This window comes from Elusimicrobiota bacterium (genome assembly GCA_041660185.1).
GTDB lineage: Bacteria > Elusimicrobiota > Elusimicrobia > 2-01-FULL-59-12 > 2-01-FULL-59-12 > JBAZWU01.
Map to the genome: position 1 here is coordinate 50,656 of JBAZWU010000010.1, position 21,366 is coordinate 72,021.

Genomic DNA, 21,366 nt, shown 5'->3' on the forward strand with positions numbered 1-21,366 from the left:
CACTTGCTTCAGTCCACAATGATAGCAATATCCTTTCCGTCATTGTGCTGCCTCCCCATATTAGATGAACTTCCATGATATTTATTCATCCGGCATGCAGGAACCACCCTGCCGGCGCTACTTCTCCGTCGAGATTTGGCGGGAAATAATCTGCAGAAAAACCTGAAGATCGAACGGTTTTGTCTCTTGTCCGGGGCCGCCGGCGAACCGGAGCTGCCCCCGTGGATCCTTAAAAATGGCACAAGGCTCGCTGAGCTGGACATGGGGAACGGTGTCGCGATGGGAAGCGGTGAGAATCATCAACGGCTGGCCGCGGGCGGCTAATCGCTGAACCAGTACCTGAAAAAGCCGCTGGCGATAAGGCACCGGCAACTTCCACTCCCGAGCGAATTGATCCAGAAGCTCCGTAGCTTGTTCGGAAGAGTACCCCAGCTCCGAGAAAAAGGCCTGGATGGCTTGCCTCGTTTTCCCCGGGAGTTCCCCCTCTTCTGCCGGCCGGACCCCGTCGACCGCTTCCATGAGAATTTCAAAAAACCGCTTCTCCGCCGCCCGTTTGGGAACCGGCCAACGGGTGGGCTTCAGCCGCTGAATGAACTCCCGTGCGGTGTAGAGCATCCGGGTGTTATACGGAAGCCCTCCGCCGTGCGCCATCAGGATAGGATGGCGCTTCAGCCGGCGGAGCAGCTGCCAGGCGATCCGGTCATATCCGGTCCCGCGAAGAAGAACGCGGCGCTGAATCCACGACTGGGTGGAAGGCTGGCGGTCCCACACGAGATAAACCTGCTTCATGAACCCCGCATAGAACCCGCCAACCGCGGGCGAGACGGTGTCCAGCGCATAAGGGTCGATGGCCAGGAAGCACTGCGGAAATTTACTGTTACCCTGCGCCACCGCTTCGGTCACGACCAAGGCCTGACGAAGCAGCTCAAAGCGCAGCCAGGCCAGGGGCCCGACGGTTTCAGGATGAGAGCTCAGAACGAGAAACGCAGGCCACCGGCCGGTGGCCTCTTGCAGCTGGTGCGCCAGCGTTTTGCAGGCTGAAAGGGTTCGCGGGAGTTCTGGATTCTCTTCCGGAGCGTGTCCGGCCATTTTTCTATTCAGGAAGAAGTAAAACCGCTGTCTCATCGACGCGGGAAGCCATCGGGACTTAAAACCGGCCAAGGCCCCCAGCACGTTAAACCAGGGTTCAATCCAGACGCGCTGGAAAGGCCGGTACCGCGCCTGGCCCCACCCCATGGCCTGGCGCCGCCGCGCATCCGCGGCAATTACGGTGGCCATCAGATCTTCAGGAAAGATTTTCAGGGGAGTTTATAGCCGAGCAGGATCGTTTTCCCTCCGGAATTCACAACCGCCAGCCAGAGCTGGTCTGTGCCGCTGCGCATCCCGTCGCCCAAGTCATAATCGGCGAGATACCCTTCCACGGGCAACCGCCAGACCGAGGCCATTTCCAGTCCATTCCACGACAACGCCAGGATCTCCGACTTTTTATAGAACTTAAAATAAGTCAGCCGGACACCCAACCCGGGGATATTGTGCGGCACCAGCAGTTGATCGCGGCCCTTCCCGTGAAGGGTCACCAGCCGCGGGGAAAGGCTGGCCATTTTGTCGTCTTCCAGAGACAAATCATTCTTCGTGCCGCCATAAGCATCGGACGCGCTCCACTTCATATCTTTGAAGAAGAACCGCAAATGCTCCCCGCCCTGCAGCAAAGACAGATCTTCGGATTTGTCCCCGTCCCAATCCCCGAGCGCATAGCCGAACAACTCCTCATCCCGGACCCGTGTTAATTTCATCGCCGGACCAGGCGTGTATGTTTCTTTTTCATACACCAGTTCAGCGGGAGCCGCAAAGCGCGCCTCGTGACCAAAGCTCAGGTTCTGCCAGGCCAACGTGCGGGGACGGTCCGTCCGGTCGATCGCGCGCACAAACCCCTCAAAATCAGCATCCGGCTGAAACTTGCCGTCTGCCCAGCGCAGCGCCACGACATGAGGACGATGCACCGCGTCAAAAAAGGCGGAGGCAAAAATCTCGTCGCGGCCCTGATGGCGCGGATCCCCCGCCGCCAAGGCGACCCAGTGACGGTAGGTCTTGTGTTTAAACGTCGCCAGCGAGTCCAGACGGCTGCCATTCCACCGGAAGGCTTCGATCTGGTCACGGTAGGCAACAACAACCTCTTTCTGGCCGTCTCCGTCGATATCCGCGAGCGCGATCCCAACGGCTTCCCCTTTGAGCGGCTCGCTGCGCCAGATTTCCTGGGGCACCTGGGCAGGCGTCGAAGTCCCCGACACAATAGCAGGAACAACCGCCGGTACCAGCAACGCAGGGGTTTCCATTAATCGGGTCCGATCCCCCGTTTTCACCGTCTCCTGGCCGCTCAAGATCCGGCCGATGGAAAATTTATCCTCCACACGATCGATCATGCCTGCACCAACCGGATTCTCTGTTTTCCCCAGAATCTCACCAGAAACCGGATGCTTCAGCTCACTCCCGAAACGGTAGACGGAAAATTGGGCGCCCGGTTCAATGCCGGCGGCCTTGCCCCAATCGAGGTAGACGGTCGCGCTTTCCACCTTGACGATGTAACCGTCAGGAACAGCGGCAACCAACAGATTCGGCACCATCAACACAACCGCCAGAATTAAACCGTATATTTCCATGCTTGCTCCAATTCATTCAGGCTGTGGAATTTGCCCGGGTAGGCGTTGCCCAGCGCCCGGTCTATGTCTGAACCGCCTCGAATTTCATTCAGCATACTCGCAAAATTCAGGGCGCTTCCCTGCGACATCAGGAAGGCGATCACGCTTTCAACCTGCTGATACCAGATTTCCACCCGGCGCTGTTCTTCCGTCAACGGCGTAAAAAAGGTCATTTGTGAGAAAGACATTTTCCTGTCCCGGAGCTGCGTCAGCTGGGACGACGTAAAAGCCGCGCGGTCGGACTCCGGCATTTTAGACAGCTCCTCATACATCGCCAGCCCTTCGTTGAGCCAGCGCAGCGTGGTGGCCTTGTCTCCCATATAGGTGTTGAAAATCAGGTGCGTCATCTCATGCACCAGAACCGGTTCCAGGTCGTCCCCCGGATACAGATAAATACTGTTGCCGGTCGCTACCGCGCGCGACCAGCTCGGCAGGTGCGTCTTGCGAAGGTACTCGTCCTTATCGTGGTAAACCACCAGCGTGAAGCTGCCGGAAGCCAGGAAGGAGTAAAGCCCGGTGTCATTTCCGATCTTGTTGTAAAGACTCTCGGCGATCATCGAGACGGGCCGCAGATCGTTATCGTTGTAGCCGCGCAGGGTAAAGTGGAGCGTCGTGATCTGGGTGCTTCCCGGGTCGAGATCGGCAAAATTGGCGGCTTTGCCGCCGGTGGCGCTGGATCCCGGCACCGGCCCGGGGATCGAACCGGGAGGAAGCTGATCGAGAGGAACGCAGGCGGATAAACAAACCAACAACACCAGGAGCTGTAGGGGCGCACCGCTGTGCGCCCGCCATCGGAACCCATTGCGACGACCGGGCGGACAGCCCCGTCTTCCTATCGATGTTCTCAATTGTCGGGGCCGTCCCGACCGTTGATTTGTATAGGTGACGGGACAGCGGTCCGCCCCTACAATCCCATTCATCATTAATCCTTCTTCTCTTCTTTCTTCGGAGGGGCGCCCAGCTCGCCCAGCGCGCGAAGGGCCGCGGCGCGCACCAAGGGTTCCTGATCGCTGACCGCCAGATCGCTGAGCCATTTAAGTGTTTTCTTTTCACCGACCCTGGCGATGACCTGGATGGTTTTGGCTTTGGCGCCGTTGCCCCAGGTGAACTGCGGGTTATAGAGGGCATCGCTCAGCCGCTTCACCGACGACTTATCCTTGATCGCGCAGAGGGCTTTCACCAGCGCATCCTGCTCCGCCGGATCGCTGCTGGCCATCAGCGCGGACTCGAGCGGTTTGACCGCGGCATCATCCGGAACCTGACTCAGCGCCTGAGCCGCTGCCACACGCACTTCCAGGTTCTGATCCTGAAGTGTTTTAATGATGGCCTGCAGAGAGGCTTTCGGCAGTCCGGATCCCCATACAGCGACACTTCCCGACAACAAAACAACCGTGCATAAAATAGATATTTTCATAGTGGTTCCATCGTAACTAATCGGAAGGAATTGGTAAAGGGGCCAGCCTTTAACACCATGGTGTCAGTCACCTGAAATGCCGTTTGAATTCGGCATATCAGATGTTATGTTTCTTTCATGTTGCTCATATCTGACCCGTTTTGTTTCAGCCAATCCGACACAACCAATTTGCTCAAAATCAGGTCCATCTTGAATAACATAATCGAAACCCCTCTAAAAATATTCTAAATTTACTGTCACTGGTTGGTGACTGACACCATGGTGTTAATAAAACTATGAGGCAATGGTTTGTTTTTCTATTGATTTGTCTTTTGACACTGGGCGGCTGCAGCCCGCAGCGCTTTTTTTACTATCCGAACCAGGTGCTCTATAACGATCCGGACCGCCTTCGCCTGGATTACAGCCTGGTGGAGTATCCGAGCCTGAACGGGCACAAGCTTTATGGTTTTTTCTTTCGCACGCCGGGAAAACCCCTGGGGACCATTGTTCACTTCCATGGGAATTACGGCAACATGACCAACCATTTCCCCCTGACGATTTTCCTCCTCAAAGAAGGCTTTGATGTGTTGAGTTTTGATTACCAGGGTTATGGCGAATCCGAGGGAGCTCCGGACCAGAAAAATACGATTGAAGACGGCCTGGCCACAGTCCGTTACGCACAGGAACACCTGCGGGACAAACAAACGGGTGTCGCGATTTTAGGGCAATCGCTCGGCGGGGCGATCGGGATCGTGGTTTGTGCCAAAGAACCGCTGGTTCGCGCCGCCGTCATTGAAGCCTCTTTTACCTCCTACCGGCAAATGAGCCGCGTGGTCCTGCGCCGCCATTGGTTCACCACTCCGATTTCCTGGGTGCTCCCTTTCTTTCTCAGCAAAAAGAATGATCCCCTCGTCTATGTGGATCGGATCGCCCCTCGTCCGCTCTTCTTCATCCATGGAGAAGCTGATCAGATCGTTCCCTCCGCCATGTCCCAGACGCTTTATGCGAAAGCGTCTGAATCCAAAAAACTATGGATCATCCCTCACGCGAAACATTTGGAATGCCGAAGAGTGGGAGGCCGAAACTACGATCAGAGGGTAGGCGATTTCTTTCGCGAAGCACTTCTTCCCGCAGCGACTTCTTACAAAAACCAATAAAACGAGAACAACGCTTCCTTGTAAACACTCTGGCGCTGGAGCTGGACACGAAGGCCGAGATCGTTTGTCAGTTGAACGCTGGGAACCAGCTGGAGTTTGACCATAGATCCGGGTTCCCCCAGCGGGTAGCGAAGATACGTGCTCTGGAAACGCAGCCGGAACCATTTCCCCCACTCCGCGAGCGCCCCGCCGCTCGCCCCGCCTCCGAGGCGATACGCATCTCGGAACACACCGCCGACACCCAGATCCGTTTCCGCCATCGCATAGACCCACGCATTTCTGGCCCACGGCATGCGCAGGGAAGGACCAATCCCCAGATTCAGACCATAGGTCAGGCTGTTCTCGGGATCCCGCCCCAGATCCGAAGCAACGGATAGACCGGTGTTCACTTTCCAGGACGGGAGATGAATCCACCGGTCCCAGGACGTCAAGGACATGAAATCGATCAGGGCAAATTGCTGGATATAGGCGGTCTTCCGGTCATTGTCATAACGCAGTTTGAGATGAAACATTTCGAGCTTACTGGCGGGAAGAAAACCTTCGGAGGGATCATCTTGATCGTGCGCCGCCGGACGGATGGAGAGTTCTTCAAAATGCCCGCGGCTGGCAAAACCGTAACTCAGGCCCAGACGACCGGTCTTGTGCATCTGGTCCGGACGCGCAGGGGTTTCTTCCTGAGCCGGAGTCTCGAGAACCGGGGTCGGCGTCGCCCGTTTCTGACGCAACAACAACAGCTCCCTCTCCCGCTCCAGAACGACGGCCGGTTGCGGGCGCTTGAATCCCACGTCATATCGAAACAGGTCATAAGCGGAATCCAGAACAAGCGCCTGTCGATCCTCCGGAAGAGCGTTCAGCTTTCCGTTAGCCTCCTCATCCGTTGGATGCCGCCCCAATCGTTTGGTGAGACTCCTCTCCCGCTCCAACAATCCGGCCCGGCGGCGCAGCATCTGGCTCGTATGAGAAGGCCTCCGGTTCACCCGCACGAGAGCCCCGGGAGCTTGTATCGTCTGACGCAGCGTGTCCACCGGGATGGTCTTCAGCAAAAAGGGATCCTTCAAGTGAAACGCCGGTTGCGCGACTTCCAGAACAGGAAGCAGTTCATAAGAGCAGTTCTTGTTCAGAAAGAAATACGCCTGCGACGTTCCACCCAGCTCCCAGAGATGACCGACGAGACGATCCATGCTTCCGGGGCCCAGGTCGAGTTCGTACTCCCATAAATCACGGGATTCCAGGTTGTTGTACTCCTGGACCTTCATGTAATACGGGATACTCGAGAAACGCCCGCGATAGAGCCCGCCCAGACCATAAATAATGAAAAGGACATCGCTCTTGGTTGTGACGTCGGCCCCATAGTTCACCGCATAGTCCAGCAAATGCTCGTCGGGTTTGCGGTTTTTCCCATTGAAACGCAGGAAGGTATGGCCGTACATCGACGCCGGGTTATTCATGTAATAGGAAGCAAAGACCAGGCTGGCGGATTCGACATCCATGCGGCTTTTCCATTTTTCAAACCGTTCACAGCTCTGGGGCGGAAGACGCTGATCATCGATCGCCAATTCCTCGTGAAGCCATGCGTAGCGGGCGGGAAAACGGCACTGCGGATGGAGGGTGGCCTCCGGGTCTGCCGGCGCAGGATCGAAAAAGGCCTTCAGGGTGGCATCGAGTTCCGCGGAAGGATCGCGGCGCCCTTGCGGCGAATAGAAGAAGGCCGGATCATCAATTTCGCTCTGAAATCGTCCTAAAAGGCTTCGGCGGAAGTGCAGAAGCAGCTGCCAATACCGCTGACTGGAAAGTTGTTTCTGGTGGGCTTTCTGGAGGAGGATCTGCAGATAAGATTCTTCCGCGGCTGACGGAACAGGAATCCCTACCCACAGCACCGCCAAAAGAAAAACAAAGGGCTGGATAGAACATTCTATCCAGCCCTTTGAACGAGAAGAACGTTGCTTCTTAGCTGAGCAGTTCAGGGTGCTGGGACAGCTTTTCTGAAAGGACCTTCAGCATCTCATCGGATCCGGTTTCCGCTGTCGGGAAAAGCGCCGGGTATTCCGATTTCAGGAACTGGATCATCGGCAGCCGATTGGTTTCCGTAGCGCCCAGGAGGGACGCAAACGTCGAGACGTATTCGCCCTGCCCCGCCGCGATTTCCTGGCGAAGCGAGTTCAGGTTGACTTCGGCAAACACTTCGGTCGCACGGGCCAGCTTCACGGCACCGTCTTCCGTGCAGCCGGAGGTCCCCGACGTGATTCCAAAGGTCTGGCTGTACGACGTCCCATTGGTCGTCGCGCCCAGAATCTGCGTCGCTTTGGATTGATCCTTATTGGACAACAGCAGATACCCCAGACCGCATCCCGCCATCGTATGATTCCCGCCGACCGCCAGGGCAATAGACGGAAGGACTAACAACAAACCTGCTTTTAGAAATGATTTCATGACATCTCCTTTTTGATCAATACTGTTCGCCGATTAGCCGACCAACCCGGGATGCTGAGCCAAGCGTTCCGATAAATGTTCCAACAGCTCATCGGACGTTGTGCTGGCCGTTGGGAACAGATAGGTGTAATCGGACTTGAACAGTTGCAGAAGCGCCGACTGGTTCGATCCGGTGGCGCCGAGCAGTGACGCAAAGGCCGTCACATACTCTCCTTCACCCTTGGCCATTTCATGACGCAGGCTGTCCAGGTTGACCGCCGCGTAAACTTGCGCCTGCTGCGCTAGTTTGACCGCTCCGTCTTCCGTACAGCCGGACGTTCCCGACGTGATCGCCGAGGTCTGGGGAGAGACGATGTTGTTCACCGTCGCCGCCAGAATTTGATAGACCTTTGAATTCTGCTGACTGCCGAATGCGAGATAGCCCAAGCCGCAGCCCGCCATCGGATGGGTCCCTTTTGCCGAAGCGAGTGAGGGCAACACGCTTGCCACTAAACAAATGATGACGATTTTTCTCATGATTTCTCCTTATCTGATCAACCGTTCCTGAGTTTTTCCATCCAAGTATCCACCTCCCGGGGCAGGACTCGAGCGCCACACTACGGGCGCTCGGCCGTCTGTCGTGTGGCGGCCGAACCTGCAACCGATGGGAGAATATGCCTTAACGCTCTACGACCGTTCCCTGTTTTCAAGTACAACTCTCTCTTCAACGCATCAACTTTGGAAATCCGGATCTCTTTGTACACCAAACCGTAATTGGGTTTATTTCTCCGGTGTTCGTCGAGCCGCCGTTCCAAATCACCTGTGGAGCCTATATTAAACCGGCCGGTTTGAGCACATCTGAGGATATATACGTAGCACACACCCCTTAGACGCGCCCACGACAGATTTATTCACCAACTTAAGTGTCCGCCTCCCGGGGCAGGACTCGAACCTGCAACCCTCCCGTTAACAGCGGGATGCTCCACCATTGAGCTACCCGGGAGGTGGACACTCCTCATATTCTCTACACGAAAAAACTTTTCTACAACCCTCCCGTTAACAGCGGGATTCCGACACACGACAGTCGGACCTCCGCCACAAACCGGGCGGACGCGATTGACTTGTGTCGCGCGCCTACCCGCTCGCGGGGCTCCACCATTGAGCTCCGACACACTACAGTCGGATGCGCCTGACGTGTGGCGCATACCCGGGAGGTGGACACTCGACTGATTTTTGATTGTAGAAAAAAAGGACGCTATAACCCAAATAGGATGGTTTTTCTAAGATGGTTTTTCTAAGACTCGGCGCGGGAGCGGATGGCGTCAACGGCCGGGGCCAGGAAATGCCGGGTCATATCCCGCAACACCCAGTTCGGCATGCGTCCTTTCGGGATCACCGTTGCCCGGAGCTGGAAGACGGAGCCGCTGGTGCCGTTCGGTTCGATCTGGATGGAACCGCGGAAACTTTCGAAGTCGCCGGCGATCCGCTCGAACTCCAGCGTATGCTGCTGCGGGTGCTCGATGATCCGGAGGTGGAGGTTGACCTTGAAAACGAAGAAGAACAGCCGGGTCAGCGACACCGTGCGCACGATAATGGCTGAACCGTCCTGCCCTTCCCGTTCGCTGACCAAAAGATCCGGCACAAACTGCTTCAAACGGTCATAGCCCGTCAGCGTCTCCCAGAGTTTCCCGGGTGTGGCCCTGCTCGGGGTCTGCAGAGAAATACGGCGCTCGCGCCCGCCGATATTGTCCATCCGGTAATCGATGGCTCCGCTCCGGGGAGATGGCATGACTTTTTCTTTTTTTTCCGGAGCGACATTTTCACGGGATAACGGCGCGGCCGCGGCCACCGGCTGAGAATCGGATTTGGGAGGCTCGGCGGCTGAACGGGTCAAACGGGGATCATGGACCAGTTTTTTATTGACCAGCTCCAGATGAAACGCTCCGGCCACGCGCGCCAGCGCACCCGTCGAATACGTGGACACAAAGCGCCTCGCCACCGTATCCAGCGCCAGAGGAGACGCGTCGGGCTGGGCCGCGAGCACCACTTCCTCGGTGTCTTTGGCGATGGCGCGCCGTTCCTCGGGAGGAATGCGCGATTCGTCAAAAAAGGCGTGCATCGTATTCGAATAAAGCTGCTCGCTGCCGCCCGGATCCACGCTTCCGCGCTCCAGATCCGCATTGAATGCGAAACGCAGCGGTTTCCGGGGAGTGCCGTCCGGCTCTTTCCCGCCTGAAAAGGTCAGCCGGACCTCGTAGACCGGCCCATCTTTCTGGCTGGCTCCCCAATCCAAGTCGTTATACAGTGAGATCCGCTTCCCGCTTTCAAAAGCGGTGTTGTACTCCCGGTCACGCAGGATCTGCATCAGGATCTCGGCGTTCCGCTGAATCGTGCGCTGCCCTCCGTAGATCCGGGAACGCTGAACCTGCTGAACCGCCTGCTCGCTCTGCTCGGTCCACAATTCCCGCTCCCCGCGGCGCTTGGTCGCGTAGGTCGAGCTCAGCGGCGCGGAGTGGCGTTGCCGCAGGGGCGTCGCCTCTTCGATCACTTTGTAAGAGGCGGAGGCTTCCGGTGCCGCCTCCACCTGAGCGGGTTCCAAATGAACGGGTTCAACCACCGGCCGGGGCTGGGGTTTCGAGATAACCGATTTATGAACCCCCGGCAGGGCGACGACGGCTCGTTTTGAATAGGACCGGCGGGGGTGATGAACTTTATGAACCGGGTGGGTCACGGGTTTTGCCGCCACCACCTCAGGTGGCTTCGGAGGAGCTTTCAGCCGATGATGGGATTGCCATAGGCGATGGCCGATAAATCCCCCCGCTCCTAGAACCGAGGCCAAGGCCAGAAGGATCAGAATCCGGGTGACCGGCATTTCCACCATGGTGTTGGAGCGAGTGTCCGAAACAGAAACAGCCATCGCCGGCGATGACGCCTTGAGATCAACGGTCGTCTTGGGTCCGGTCGATTGAACGGCACTGGCTTCCTGGCCGCTCAAATTATTTCCGCACTTCATACAGGACTTTACGTCCCGCGGATTCTTGAAACCGCAGAGGCTGCAGACGATCCGGAGGAGTTGAGATGCCGGCCCTGCCTTCGGCGTGGTCTCCGCCGGAGCGTTTTCAGACGGCGTTTGTGAACCGGGTTCCGGTGCAACCGATTCCGCTGGAACGTTCAAAACTGTTCCGCATTTCATGCAGGAGGTCACGCCCCGGGCGTTCTTGAAACCACAGAGGGTGCAGACGATCCGCAGCGGCGGGGGAGATGAAACGGTCTTGGGAGGCTCTTCCGCCGACGGCAAAACGGTTTCCGTCGACGGTATCTCAGCGGATGGCTGGGGATCGATCACCGAGAGCTCCGAGGGATGGGCTTCCTGTTCCGGCTGAGGGGCCGCCACCGTATTGCCGCTGTCAAAAACCACAGAACTCGCGCGCGGCGGAGCCAGAAAATAGGATTTGATATCGATGACTTCATCGGCCATGCGCCACGTTCGCTCCCCTTCGGCGCAGACCTGAGTCAAAAGCGTAAAGCCCGGGACCTTCCGCAGATACGGAATCTCGTAGGGACCCTGGACTTTCGAATCGAGAAATAGCCAATACCTAGCCATAAACCCTGCTGTCAGTCTTTCCCCATCCTGTCATCCTCCGCAGTCTCTGGCGGAGGATCTATCATCCTCGTACGACATGATGGATTCCCCGCCAACTACCGCGGGGAATGACGTATTGGGGGATACTGGGAAAAGTCTAGGGGGTATTTGTTGCTTTTTAAAGGGTTTTTTTAGGAGAGGGCGATGGTGATTTCTATGGCCGGACTGGCGATCTGGGCCAGGGCCTCCCGTGAAATCAGGAGTTCGGCATCGGAATTGGCTAACAGGGGGAGGGATCGTCCCTGCAAAAGGACTGATTCAATGCGGGTTTGGCCGAATGGTTTTTTCGACCGGTTGATATACGTGACTTTGAGACGCTTACCGGCAAAACCCACTTCCGCCATGACCTGGCCGGAAGCGCCAAACTGCTCGGGAACCAGCTTCGGCGCCAGCACCAGATCTCCCCACTGGCCGCGAATCCCCAGAACCTGGGTAACCAGCGTCAACAGATACCAGCTGGCTGAACCCGTGAGGTAGTGATAGAACCCGCGTCCCTCCCCGTTAAAGTATTCAGGGATTCCGGGATAGATCCTGGCCGCTTCTTTGTTCAGGCACATCCGGTACAGGCTGTTCAGGACCTCAAACCCTTCCTCAACAAATCCGCGGCGGTACAGCGCGTTGGCAAACATGATCACCATGTGGCTGAAGAAAGCGCCATTCTCTTTTTCGCCGTAAGCGAAGGAGAATGCGCGACCCAATTGTAATTGAGCGTCGCCAAAATCCGTGTTCAACCGGAAGCCGCCCAGCTTTTTGTCCTGAAGATATTTTTTAGCCGCCACAAAGCACTGCTGGACCTGCTCATTGGTGGCAACACCCGACATAATCGGGAATACCTGCCCGGTCAGCGTCATCCGCAGGCCCTCATCGGAAGGCCCTTCCACGCGGGCGCCGGTGTTGTCGTAATACCCGTTGAACCAGGCATGTCCCGCTGGAACCTTGAGCCACTCCCGTGTGCGCACCTGTTCAGCCAGGGCTTCGCCTTTGGCTCTGAGATCTTGAATCAGCGTGTCCACAGGCAGATGGATCTTTTTCCCGGAAACCCCATCAGCCATTCGGCTTCGGTATTTATTTAAACGTTCCTGTTTGGCCGAAGGAGACAAACTTGTGCTGGAGGCTTTCGCTTCCAGAAGAACATCCAGTTCCTCTGATAATTCCATGTTCCAGACATTCTGTTTGTCCCGCAAATGCTCCAGAGCGCCGGCGATCGACCGGAGGTTGCCGGCGTAAACCGCCGTGAACGCCACGCTTTCACCCCGCTCATGCGCCAGGTCCAGGCCGTCGTTCCAATCGGCATCTTCCAGACGGCAATTCCCATGTTCTCCGACGTTAAAATAGGCGGTCAGGTGCTGCACCAGCACATGCTCCAGGACCGTTCCAGCGGGCGCTGGATCCGACTTGGCTTTGTCCTGATCCCAGAAATAGGGAACCGGCTCCAGCAGAAAACCCAGATCACCGGTCTGATGGATATAAAGCTCGGCGGTGATCCAGGGCCAGGCCCCATGGTCCATCCAGGTGCGTGAAATATTGTTGCGGTCCGCGATGAACTCGCCCGGCGCTTGACCGATGATCGTGGCGTTCGTCCCGTTCATCCGTACGCCGGCAAAGTTGTTTAGAAGCAAGCTGCGAGCGGCGAGCGGTGAGCCATGAACAGCCGTTCCTGCTGGCTGCTTGCTGCTCGCTGCTTGCTCGTCGAACAGAAGCAGCGCCAGGCAGTCCTGCCAGAGATCCCTCCATCCGCGCCCGCCGCGGCCATAATCAAAATCCGGCAGGAATGAACACCCGAAAATCTTGCGCAGCAGGGGTTGAAGGGTGACCCAGCGCGTCCAGCGGCCGAAGGCCTTGTCGTCGGTCTGCACCTGGATCTGATCCAGACGTTCCTTCCAGTAAGCTCGCGTGTGGGCCAGCGCTTCCTGGGCCTTCTCATCGGTTCCGTAAACCCGGAGCCAGCTCAGCGCTTCCTTGCGTTCCGTGGCGATGCCCATGAAAACGAGATAAACGACGCTCTTCCCGGGGGCCAGTTTCCGGGTTTTGAAGCGCAAGGCTCCGACCGCCTCGCGGCCGTGCAGCTCTACCTCGTTCAGATCCGGCGGGTCCAGATCTTCAAAAACAGCCCGGGGAGCGTCAAAATTCCCGCCTTCTCCGGCAAAACTGGCTACCGTTGGAAAACTGCCGATTGGCGTTTGACCTTCCCCTTCCGCTCCTAAGACCGCGTAGACGGTGTTGTTCGGATGATGTCCGCGTTCGTCAAAGGACATGGTCGGCGTGACCAGGACACCGCTGGCATGCAGCGTGATTCGATGGAGGAGCGAGGTCACGTGGCGGTGATCGCGCAAGTTATCAGCGGAGCGGCCAAAAATGGGGATCGCCGCGGTCGGCGTTATCGAGAGCGGCTTGCGGCCGGTGTTCGTCAGCTCGACTCGCATGATCTCGACCTGCTCCCGCCCGGCCGGAACAAAATTGGTGAGGGTGGCGCGCAAGCCCAGCGAACGGTTTTCGCGCGTGATCCGGTGCCACAAGGCTCCCGCTTCCAGATGGCAAGGTTCAGCGGATTTGGCGCCGGCTCGGGCCAGGGTCGCCGCCGCTGAAGAGCCGGTGGCCGACCACGGTCCTTTGCCTTCGACATACACCCAGAAATTCCGGGCCGAGCGGGTGTTGTGCAAATCTTCGGCGGAAACAGGGAGCGTCAGAAAGTGGTTTTGCCCGGTTTTGATATCCCCATGCAGAGTCGGCGTAATGGCGGAAAGGAGTCCCGCCTCGTTGCAGAGTGGAAAGTAGAGGCGGCTGATCGCGTCCGGCTGACGGGCCTCAAAGGTCTCATCCTCGGCGGTAAAATTCCACCACGAAGGGGTTTCTTTAGGCGGGGATCGTCGAAGGGTCATCTGGAGGGCTTATGAGTTTTCGGCACATCTGCGACCATGTCCGTTAGAGTCCGAGAGAGAGGCGCATTGGGAAACAAAAACCCATAGACACTTAAGTCCTCGTCCAAGTCAGGCCAGTGGATTCCATAACCGGAAGGTGAAATCTCAAAACGTTTCAACTGTCTGGGGTTCGCTGTCGCCAATCTGGGATACCAGGCCAGCGGGACAGAAAGGATGCGCCCATCGCTCAAATTGAGCTGCAGGAAATCCTTGGAAAAGCTGACCTCTAAAATGGACGGGAGCCCTCCCATGTCCTCAGCGGCTGAAATGCGCATGCCAAGCCTCCTCAATCAATTGCAATCTCCGTCTAATAATACTCAAAATCAGTGCCAACTCCTGCGCTTTGAGATTATAACTCCAAACGAGCTGACAGGTAGGAATCCAGATTTTAGCTTCCCCTCCGTGTCCTATCACATGGATATGGCAGGGTTCAAATCCTTCGTTGCTGTAGAAGACAAACCGGAATCCCTTTTCTCTAAAAACCGTTGGCATTAGACAGTATTGTACCTCGACGAATGAAAGACAGGCAACGAAAAGCCACCACCGCCCGCATTTCTTCCGGCAATGGAGCCTCCACACGGAGGGGAAGTCCAGTGATCGGATGCTGGAACGTGAGGGCAGCGGCGTGGAGGGCGACGCGGGGAAAGCCGAGGGAGGCGCGGTCGGCTTCGGTCGCGGTGCCCTGGATCATTTTCAGGTAGACTTCCCCCTTCCCGATATAAAGCGGATCGCCCAGGACCGGATGGCCGATAGCAGCCAGGTGCACACGAATCTGATGCAAGCGACCGGTTTGAGGAAAGGCGCGGACCAACGCACAAACGTCATTCCCCGCGGTCTCTGGCGGCCCCGACCTCCCATTGATGCTCTTTTTGACGGGGCCGTCCCGATCATCGAGAACTTCGACAGGCGGACAGGACGGGGAATCCAATGCTGAAATGGCTTCATAGATCCCCTGCCAGTGGCCGCAGGGGATGACGGAAAGGACCTCATACCGCGTGATGGCCTTCACCGCTCCGGGGACATTGACCCATTGGCGTACTCTGATCTCTCCCCCTTCGCAGCCGATCGGCCAATCGATGACACCTGTGGCCGGCTCCGGCACACCGCGAACCAGTGCGAGGTACTCCTTTTGAATTCGGTGCTTCTCCATGGCCGCGGTCCAGCGGCGGGCCGCCAGAGCGCTTTTGGCCAGCGCGAGAACCCCGGATGTCTCCCGGTCCAGGCGGTGCAGCAGATGAAGTTTCGGAAGATCCGGACGGTCGCGCCTCAAGATCGCCATCACGGTATTCATTACGATCTTATCGGTGGGATGGGACAGGACACCGGAGGGTTTATTGACCACCAGGAGGTGCTCGTCTTCAAACAAGATAGGAATCGTTCGATCGACGGGCGGCGGCGTTTCCGGCCGCCGCAGATAGGCGATGGTGATGTGGTCTCCGGTGTTGACACGCGTATTCGGCTTGGCTAGACGCCCGGCCTTCATGACGCGGGATTCGGTCAGGATCTTCTGGACCTTGTTCCGCGAATAACCGATCAGACGCTGAGAGAGAAACTGATCAATCCGGAAACCGTCGAACTTTTTGTCGACTTCAAAGGGGACCTGGATCCAGCGCTCATCCATGTCGGAATCGCTGCGCGAACGCATCCGACCATGTCGGCATCCATCGATGGAATCGCCAGGCCCATGGGACGTACCACGGGTAACAGACTTCCGGCTGGCGCCGTTTCAATCCGCGAAGAACCGCCTGCGCTAACTGATCTGGAGCAGCCCCAAAAAACGCTTTTATCGAACCGGGTTTCAGAAAAGGATCGGTCATGTCGGTCCGGATAAAACCGGGGAAAACACCCATCACATGGATCCCTGTCCTCCCCAGTTCCTGCCTCAAACCATCGGTAAACCCGGCCACCGCATACTTGCTGACGGAATACGCCACGGAATCCGCGGAGGCCCATCGCCCATAGATGGACGACACGTTGACGATGGCGCCGCGTCCCTTCTGGCGCATCTCCGGCAGGACTTTATGGGTGCATCGGACCGTGGAGAGAAAATTAACATCCAGCAAACGCAGATAGGTTTCGGGGGAGGTGTCATCAAACGTGTCATGACTATGTTGCCCTGCGTTGTTGATCAGAAGATCCGGGTTTCCCCATCGCTGCTGTAGCACCGCATAAACGGAATCCATCGAAGCGGAATGGGTGACATCCCCGGCCAGAGGCAGGATCTCGCCTCGCGGAATAATGGATCGAATCTGTCTGGCAGCCTCCTGGAGGACTTCGACCCGGCGTCCGGTAATGGCCACCCGGTACCCCTGCCGGCAAAGCGCTTGCGCCAGCGCCCGGCCGATACCGGTGCCGCCGCCAGTAATCCATGCCACCGGAGCCGTCATGCGTTTTGCCTCAACGCTTCATACAGCACGATCCCCACGGAGGTCGATAAGTTCAAGGAACGCACGCTGTCCGGCTCAATCGGGATGGCGTAGAGGCTGTCCGCAAAGCGCTTATGCAGGGCCTCAGGAAGACCGTTCGTTTCACAACCGAACACCAGATAACTTTCGGGAAGAAAATCGGCCGACCAGTACGAGCGACTGGCCCGTTTGGAAAAGAAATACAACGCGGCATGAGGCGGGATCGACCGCTCAAAAACGGCCCAATCCGCGTGTTGGACCAGCTTCAGCTTGGACCAATAATCCAGACCGGCGCGTTTGAGATGCGCATCATCGATGGAAAAACCCAGACGTCCGACGAAATGAAGCGTACTGCCGGTAGCGACGCACGTGCGGGCCACGTTCCCGGCATTGCCGGGGATGTCCGGCTCATAGAGAACAATGTGCATAGGGTCTATTATACAGTTAGGCTTCTTGAAGGAGTTTCGCCAATCGAGCCGCTGTGTCCGAGAATTTTTGGGCAGAGGCGTACCGCCTGGCGGCTTCCCCCATGGACGTCAACCGGTTCCGATCGGACAACAGACGACGCAAACCATCGCGTAACAATCCGGGAATGTCTTCTTCAGGAGCCGGCGGAAGCATTTCACCCACACCCGGTTGGAAGACGTCTCTGGCCCCATGACTGCTCGTGGCCAGAACCGGGCATCCCGCGCGCATCGCTTCCATCAGGGTCAGGCCATAACTCTCATGGCGGGAAGTGAACAGGTACAGATCCGCCAGACGAAAGAGCGCCTGCTTGCGCGCACCGGATGCGTAGCCAATGAATATCACTCGAGTGCGGTGCAACTCCCCGGCCAGGCGCGTGAGCTTTTTCATAAATCGCGAGCCCAGCATGTAAGCCGCCTCGCCAGCGATGAACAAGACGACTCCCGCCGCCGGAAAATCATCCTGCTTCTCCCACAGCGTCAGCGCCTTCAAGACCCGGTCCTGACCCTTCTCAGGAGAAATCCGGCTCAGCATAAGCAGCGTGGCGCTTCCCGGAGGGACTGGATAAGCGGATCGAAGGTGATTGATCTCGTTTTCCAGCGCGACCGGCGCCAGGGGTTCGTCCCAGATCCCCCAGGGCAGGACATGGATTTTGTCTTGATAAACCGGGTAGCAGCGCACCAGGACATCGCGCATTTCATTCGAGGGAACAATCAGGCCGCGGGAATTCATGACGCTGTCCTGCTGTTTTTTGAAGATCAGTTCAGCGACCCCCGGGACCAGCGCCCGGAGCGGGGTGCTCGAGAGCCACCGGTAAAAATGAGTCGTGGCCTCCGGGCGGAGGATCTGTTTCATATAAATCCTCGTAAAGTAATCAACCACATCCACGTGGTAAATCGTATAGAGGGGATAGCCGCGCTCCGCCAACAGACGGAAATCCGGGCCTTCCGAGACATCGTTGCACAGAACGATCGTCTTTGATGGATCGCGCGTCAGGATGGCGCGGGTAACGGCATTCCCAAAGGCACGGCAAAATCGCGCGTACGCCCACTCCGACAACCGGACCAGATCCTTTCCCTGCGGCGCTTCACCCCCGAGGATAGCCGGGGTGATCAACTCAAAGGGAAATGGGGACGTTTGACGCCATTCCTTGACCAATTGTTCGCAGACCGCGCCGCCGCCGCCAAGCGGCACGCGTTCCAGAAAAAATCCGCCGTGGGCCGCGGTATAGAGGACCTTTTTGACGAGTTCCTCAGTCATCGGGTGAAAACGTCCAGCGATACGTCGCCTGAGCACCGCCGGGCTCCCACTCAAAGGCGGCCAGAGCCGCGGTCCGGAAACCCACGTCATGACCGCTCCAGTGGCTGGCGAGCAGGCCCAGATCCGGCTGGTGGCCGATGAGAATGATCCCCCGAACCGACTCCGGCTGTTTCAGGAGGTCATCGATGAGAGGCGCGCGGCCGCGAGGCGCCAAGTGCAAAGAGGTTTGAATATCGGTCACCGACAACCGTTCAGCCAGAAAGTGAGCGGTCTGCACCGCCCGCAGCGCCGGACTGCTCACGATCACACTCACGGTTCCGGCCCGTTTTTGAAGCGCCACGGCAACGGCTTCAACCTGGAGGCGTCCGTGCGGCGTCAACGGGCGGTCCTTGTCCCGGTGGACCTCCCCTCCGATGGAAGCGGCTTCGGCGTGGCGCATCAGATAAACGTTCAGCATTTTCATCTATGTTATACTTCTGGCCATGCGCTGGATTGATCGTCTCGAACGGCACATCGGCCGCTGGTCCATTCCGGAATTTCCGCTGTTCATCGTCGTTGCCAACGGCGCGATTTATCTCCTGAGCCAGGTTCAACCCGCGTTTCTTTCTCAGCTACTGCTGGATCCGGACGCGGTCCGGGCGGGCCAGTGGTGGCGGATCGTGACCTTCCTGTTCGTCCCACCGTTTGCCGGAAGCCTTATTTTACTCGTCTTTTGGCTTTATCTCTTGTATACCTATGCCCATGCCCTAGAACAGGAATGGGGCGAGTTTCAATTTTGTTTTTTCTACTTGATTGGAGCCGCCGCCACCGCGATCGCCGCTCTGTTTATCGCGAGGGACACGATCTCCAACGTTCCATTGAACACCACGTTGTTCCTGGCCTTTGCCACTCTTTTTCCCAACGTCGAGCTTCTCTTGTTTTTCGTTCTGCCGGTGAAAGTGAAATATATCGCCTGGGTCCTCTGGGGGATGAGCGGAGTGTCGTTGGTGATGGGAAGTTTTGTTACGCGCGTCGCGATAGCGGCATCGCTGCTCAATTATCTTCTATTTTTTGGACCCGAGCTTCTGGAAGCGCTTAAACTCAGAGTTCAGGTTGCACGGAACCGGCGGCGGTTCAGATCGCCGCCGACATCCTAGCCTCCCTCGTCCGAAAAGCTATTCCGCCTGCTGGCTGAGATAATAAAGAATCCCCACGATCACCAGACAGACAATCACTAAAATCGTCCAGTTAAACCCGGAGCTGGTGGCCTTATCCAAAGCGGCATAACGCGAGGTGTTGCCGCTGCTGATATTATCATCGCGTTCTTTCCACTTACTGAAGAAAATGCCGCAATGGGGGCATTCCTTACTCTCTTCGCTGACAGCGGTATTGCACTGCGGGCAATTATTCATTGAGGAAAACCTTACAATAAAAATGTTTTTTCTTCAAACACGTCCTCGGACGTCCTCCAACCCGGAGAGAACGTCCAAAGGAACCTCGACACAGGCCAAGGCGGAACGGTGGCTCCGCGGACCATGACAGTCGGAGCCGCCTGTGACCACCAAATGATATGTTTTCGCCAGATCCAGGTAGCGCTGTGTGAGCGCGCGGCCATGTTCCGGATAATACGCTTCAATCCCCATCAGCCCCTGATCGACCAACCGCTGCAACGAGATCCCGCCTGCATCGTGAGACGGATGGGCCAGCACCGGGATGCCTTTGGCCTGACGGATGGTTTCGATCACCTCCGAAGCCGTCGGGAACTCGGCGGGGACATAGGCGGGACCGTCTTTCTTGAGGAACCGCTGGAAGGCCTCCTTCCAACTCCGGACTACTTTTTTCTCCATCAGCGCCGCCGCCAGATGGGGGCGCCCGATTACTCCGCCTTTGGCCAACGCCAACACCCGCTCAAATTCGACGGGGATGCCCAGACACCCCAGCTTGGCAACCATGGCCTTCATGCGTTCTTCCCGAAACTGGCGGTAGGTCCACAAGCGATTTTGCAATCCGGGAGACGACGGATCGATAAAATAGCCTAGCACATGGCAGGCGAGATCCCCTTCGGCGTTCAGTTCAATTCCCGGGATCAGCCGGACAAGTGGATAATGGTCTTGAAGTGGAAGGACGGCTTGAAAACCAGCGGTGGTATCGTGATCGGTGATGGATAGAACCTGGACACCAATCTCAGCGGCTTTATCGAATAGTTGTACCGGCTCCCAGGTTCCGTCGGAAGCCGTGGTGTGCGTATGCAAGTCAATGCGGCTGGCCATAAACAGGTGGAACGACTACCGAAACCCTCAGGAGGCCACTACCGAAAGGGCCGTGTCGTTAAGCAGGAAAAGGTTCGGTCGGAGGAAATTCGTTTTCCGTTTGACAGTAAATACAGTAACGGGCCCACGGCATCACTTCCATGCGGCCGCGGGAGATGTTCCGGCGGCAGGATTCGCAGAGCCCATAAACGCCTTTTTCAATCTTGCGCAGCGCGGCTTCAATCATATCCAGCGTCTGCTTCTCCGAATCCGTCAACTCAAAAAGCATTTCTTTTTCAACGGAACGGGTAGCGACATCCGCTTCATCGCCGGTGTCCGGTTCGACATCCTGGATTTCCTGCTCTTTTTTCCGTTGGACAACCGAGAAAAGTTCCTCGCGCTTCTGGCTCAGGACCTCACGAAACTTATTGATCTGGGAATCGGTTAACGCGGGCTCCTTTTTGACTTTCGAAGAGGACCCCGCCAGCGGTGCCTCGCCGCCCGCGGCTAATTGCATTTTCTTTGTCGTAAAAATGAGTTTCGGCGATGGCTTAAATTTTCGGACTCGTTTGACCGTTTTCGCTTTCTTCGGTTTCACGGCCTTCGCAGCCTTTTTAGCCTTCTTCGGCTTCACGGCCTTTTTGGCTTTCTTCAATTTCTTCGTTTTTGCGGGTTTCTTGAATTTCTTCGCTTTTTTCGCCATAACCGGCTCCTGTTCTAAGATCGATCTCGGTCCATTCAAAGTTGGAGCGAGGGCATAAGCTACACGATTGTTCTTGGGCCTGTCAATCC

21 protein-coding genes and 1 tRNA gene are annotated in these 21,366 nt (G+C 57.1%); 2 read left to right on the top strand and 20 right to left on the bottom strand.

Annotated elements, in window-relative coordinates; genetic code table 11:
* Positions 1-117: 117 nt before the first annotated feature.
* The 4 genes from WC859_08540 to WC859_08555 form a co-directional block, all read right to left on the bottom strand.
* Positions 118-1,278 (bottom strand): hypothetical protein, encoded by a 1,161-nt coding sequence (locus tag WC859_08540; GenBank protein MFA5976193.1) that lies wholly within the window; start codon positions 1,276-1,278, stop codon positions 118-120.
* A 20-nt stretch (positions 1,279-1,298) separates the two neighbouring features.
* Positions 1,299-2,657, bottom strand: a complete 1,359-nt coding sequence (locus WC859_08545; GenBank protein ID MFA5976194.1) for a VCBS repeat-containing protein — start codon at positions 2,655-2,657, stop codon at positions 1,299-1,301.
* Positions 2,639-3,544 (bottom strand): hypothetical protein, encoded by a 906-nt coding sequence (locus WC859_08550; protein MFA5976195.1) that lies wholly within the window; start codon positions 3,542-3,544, stop codon positions 2,639-2,641. The genes WC859_08545 and WC859_08550 overlap by 19 nt, the downstream gene beginning before the upstream one ends.
* Before the next feature lie 74 nt (positions 3,545-3,618).
* On the bottom strand, positions 3,619-4,110 hold the full coding sequence (locus tag WC859_08555; GenBank protein MFA5976196.1) for a HEAT repeat domain-containing protein: 492 nt from the start codon (positions 4,108-4,110) through the stop codon (positions 3,619-3,621).
* A gap of 275 nt (positions 4,111-4,385) precedes the next feature.
* Between WC859_08555 and WC859_08560 the strand changes: the two genes are divergently transcribed.
* Positions 4,386-5,246 carry an alpha/beta hydrolase gene (locus tag WC859_08560; GenBank protein MFA5976197.1) on the top strand — a complete coding sequence of 287 codons (861 nt, stop codon included), beginning with the start codon at positions 4,386-4,388 and terminating at the stop codon, positions 5,244-5,246.
* Here the strand turns inward: WC859_08560 and WC859_08565 are convergent.
* From WC859_08565 to sixA, 13 genes are all read right to left on the bottom strand, one after another.
* Positions 5,231-7,123 carry a DUF4105 domain-containing protein gene (locus WC859_08565; GenBank protein MFA5976198.1) on the bottom strand — a complete coding sequence of 631 codons (1,893 nt, stop codon included), beginning with the start codon at positions 7,121-7,123 and terminating at the stop codon, positions 5,231-5,233. The two genes, WC859_08560 and WC859_08565, sit on opposite strands and share 16 nt — an antisense overlap.
* 70 nt (positions 7,124-7,193) lie before the next feature.
* Positions 7,194-7,676, bottom strand: a complete 483-nt coding sequence (locus WC859_08570) for a DUF3015 family protein (GenBank protein ID MFA5976199.1) — start codon at positions 7,674-7,676, stop codon at positions 7,194-7,196.
* A gap of 33 nt (positions 7,677-7,709) precedes the next feature.
* On the bottom strand, positions 7,710-8,192 hold the full coding sequence (locus WC859_08575; protein MFA5976200.1) for a DUF3015 family protein: 483 nt from the start codon (positions 8,190-8,192) through the stop codon (positions 7,710-7,712).
* 394 nt (positions 8,193-8,586) lie between these two features.
* A tRNA-Asn gene (locus WC859_08580) sits at positions 8,587-8,658 on the bottom strand.
* A 291-nt stretch (positions 8,659-8,949) separates the two neighbouring features.
* The gene (locus WC859_08585; protein ID MFA5976201.1) at positions 8,950-11,259 is read right to left on the bottom strand and encodes an SRPBCC family protein; all 2,310 of its coding nucleotides are present in this window, start codon (positions 11,257-11,259) and stop codon (positions 8,950-8,952) included.
* 170 nt (positions 11,260-11,429) lie between these two features.
* Positions 11,430-14,177, bottom strand: coding sequence for a cellobiose phosphorylase (locus tag WC859_08590; GenBank protein MFA5976202.1), 2,748 nt, complete (start codon positions 14,175-14,177; stop codon positions 11,430-11,432).
* Positions 14,174-14,491, bottom strand: a complete 318-nt coding sequence (locus tag WC859_08595) for a DUF2442 domain-containing protein (protein MFA5976203.1) — start codon at positions 14,489-14,491, stop codon at positions 14,174-14,176. The genes WC859_08590 and WC859_08595 overlap by 4 nt, the downstream gene beginning before the upstream one ends.
* Positions 14,472-14,708 carry a DUF4160 domain-containing protein gene (locus WC859_08600; GenBank protein MFA5976204.1) on the bottom strand — a complete coding sequence of 79 codons (237 nt, stop codon included), beginning with the start codon at positions 14,706-14,708 and terminating at the stop codon, positions 14,472-14,474. Before WC859_08600 ends, WC859_08595 begins: the two co-directional genes overlap by 20 nt.
* A complete protein-coding gene (locus tag WC859_08605) occupies positions 14,692-15,861 on the bottom strand; it encodes an RluA family pseudouridine synthase (protein ID MFA5976205.1) in 1,170 nt (389 codons plus the stop codon). Before WC859_08605 ends, WC859_08600 begins: the two co-directional genes overlap by 17 nt.
* Entirely contained in the window at positions 15,830-16,603 is a 774-nt protein-coding gene (locus WC859_08610; protein ID MFA5976206.1) for an SDR family NAD(P)-dependent oxidoreductase, read from the bottom strand. Before WC859_08610 ends, WC859_08605 begins: the two co-directional genes overlap by 32 nt.
* Complete coding sequence (locus WC859_08615; protein MFA5976207.1) at positions 16,600-17,049, bottom strand: tRNA (cytidine(34)-2'-O)-methyltransferase; 450 nt, start codon at positions 17,047-17,049, stop codon at positions 16,600-16,602. Before WC859_08615 ends, WC859_08610 begins: the two co-directional genes overlap by 4 nt.
* A 16-nt stretch (positions 17,050-17,065) precedes the next feature.
* Positions 17,066-18,346, bottom strand: a complete 1,281-nt coding sequence (locus WC859_08620) for a glycosyltransferase family 4 protein (GenBank protein MFA5976208.1) — start codon at positions 18,344-18,346, stop codon at positions 17,066-17,068.
* The gene (sixA, locus tag WC859_08625) at positions 18,339-18,809 is read right to left on the bottom strand and encodes a phosphohistidine phosphatase SixA (GenBank protein ID MFA5976209.1); all 471 of its coding nucleotides are present in this window, start codon (positions 18,807-18,809) and stop codon (positions 18,339-18,341) included. Before sixA ends, WC859_08620 begins: the two co-directional genes overlap by 8 nt.
* Before the next feature lie 19 nt (positions 18,810-18,828).
* Between sixA and WC859_08630 the strand changes: the two genes are divergently transcribed.
* Positions 18,829-19,482 carry a rhomboid family intramembrane serine protease gene (locus WC859_08630; GenBank protein MFA5976210.1) on the top strand — a complete coding sequence of 218 codons (654 nt, stop codon included), beginning with the start codon at positions 18,829-18,831 and terminating at the stop codon, positions 19,480-19,482.
* An 18-nt stretch (positions 19,483-19,500) separates the two neighbouring features.
* Here the strand turns inward: WC859_08630 and WC859_08635 are convergent, their stop codons facing one another.
* The 3 genes from WC859_08635 to WC859_08645 are packed head-to-tail and all read right to left on the bottom strand — an operon-like array spanning position 19,501 to position 21,277.
* On the bottom strand, positions 19,501-19,737 hold the full coding sequence (locus WC859_08635) for a zinc ribbon domain-containing protein (protein ID MFA5976211.1): 237 nt from the start codon (positions 19,735-19,737) through the stop codon (positions 19,501-19,503).
* A gap of 33 nt (positions 19,738-19,770) precedes the next feature.
* Positions 19,771-20,595 carry a PHP domain-containing protein gene (locus WC859_08640; GenBank protein MFA5976212.1) on the bottom strand — a complete coding sequence of 275 codons (825 nt, stop codon included), beginning with the start codon at positions 20,593-20,595 and terminating at the stop codon, positions 19,771-19,773.
* A 58-nt stretch (positions 20,596-20,653) separates the two neighbouring features.
* Complete coding sequence (locus WC859_08645; GenBank protein MFA5976213.1) at positions 20,654-21,277, bottom strand: TraR/DksA family transcriptional regulator; 624 nt, start codon at positions 21,275-21,277, stop codon at positions 20,654-20,656.
* Positions 21,278-21,366: the final 89 nt, after the last annotated feature.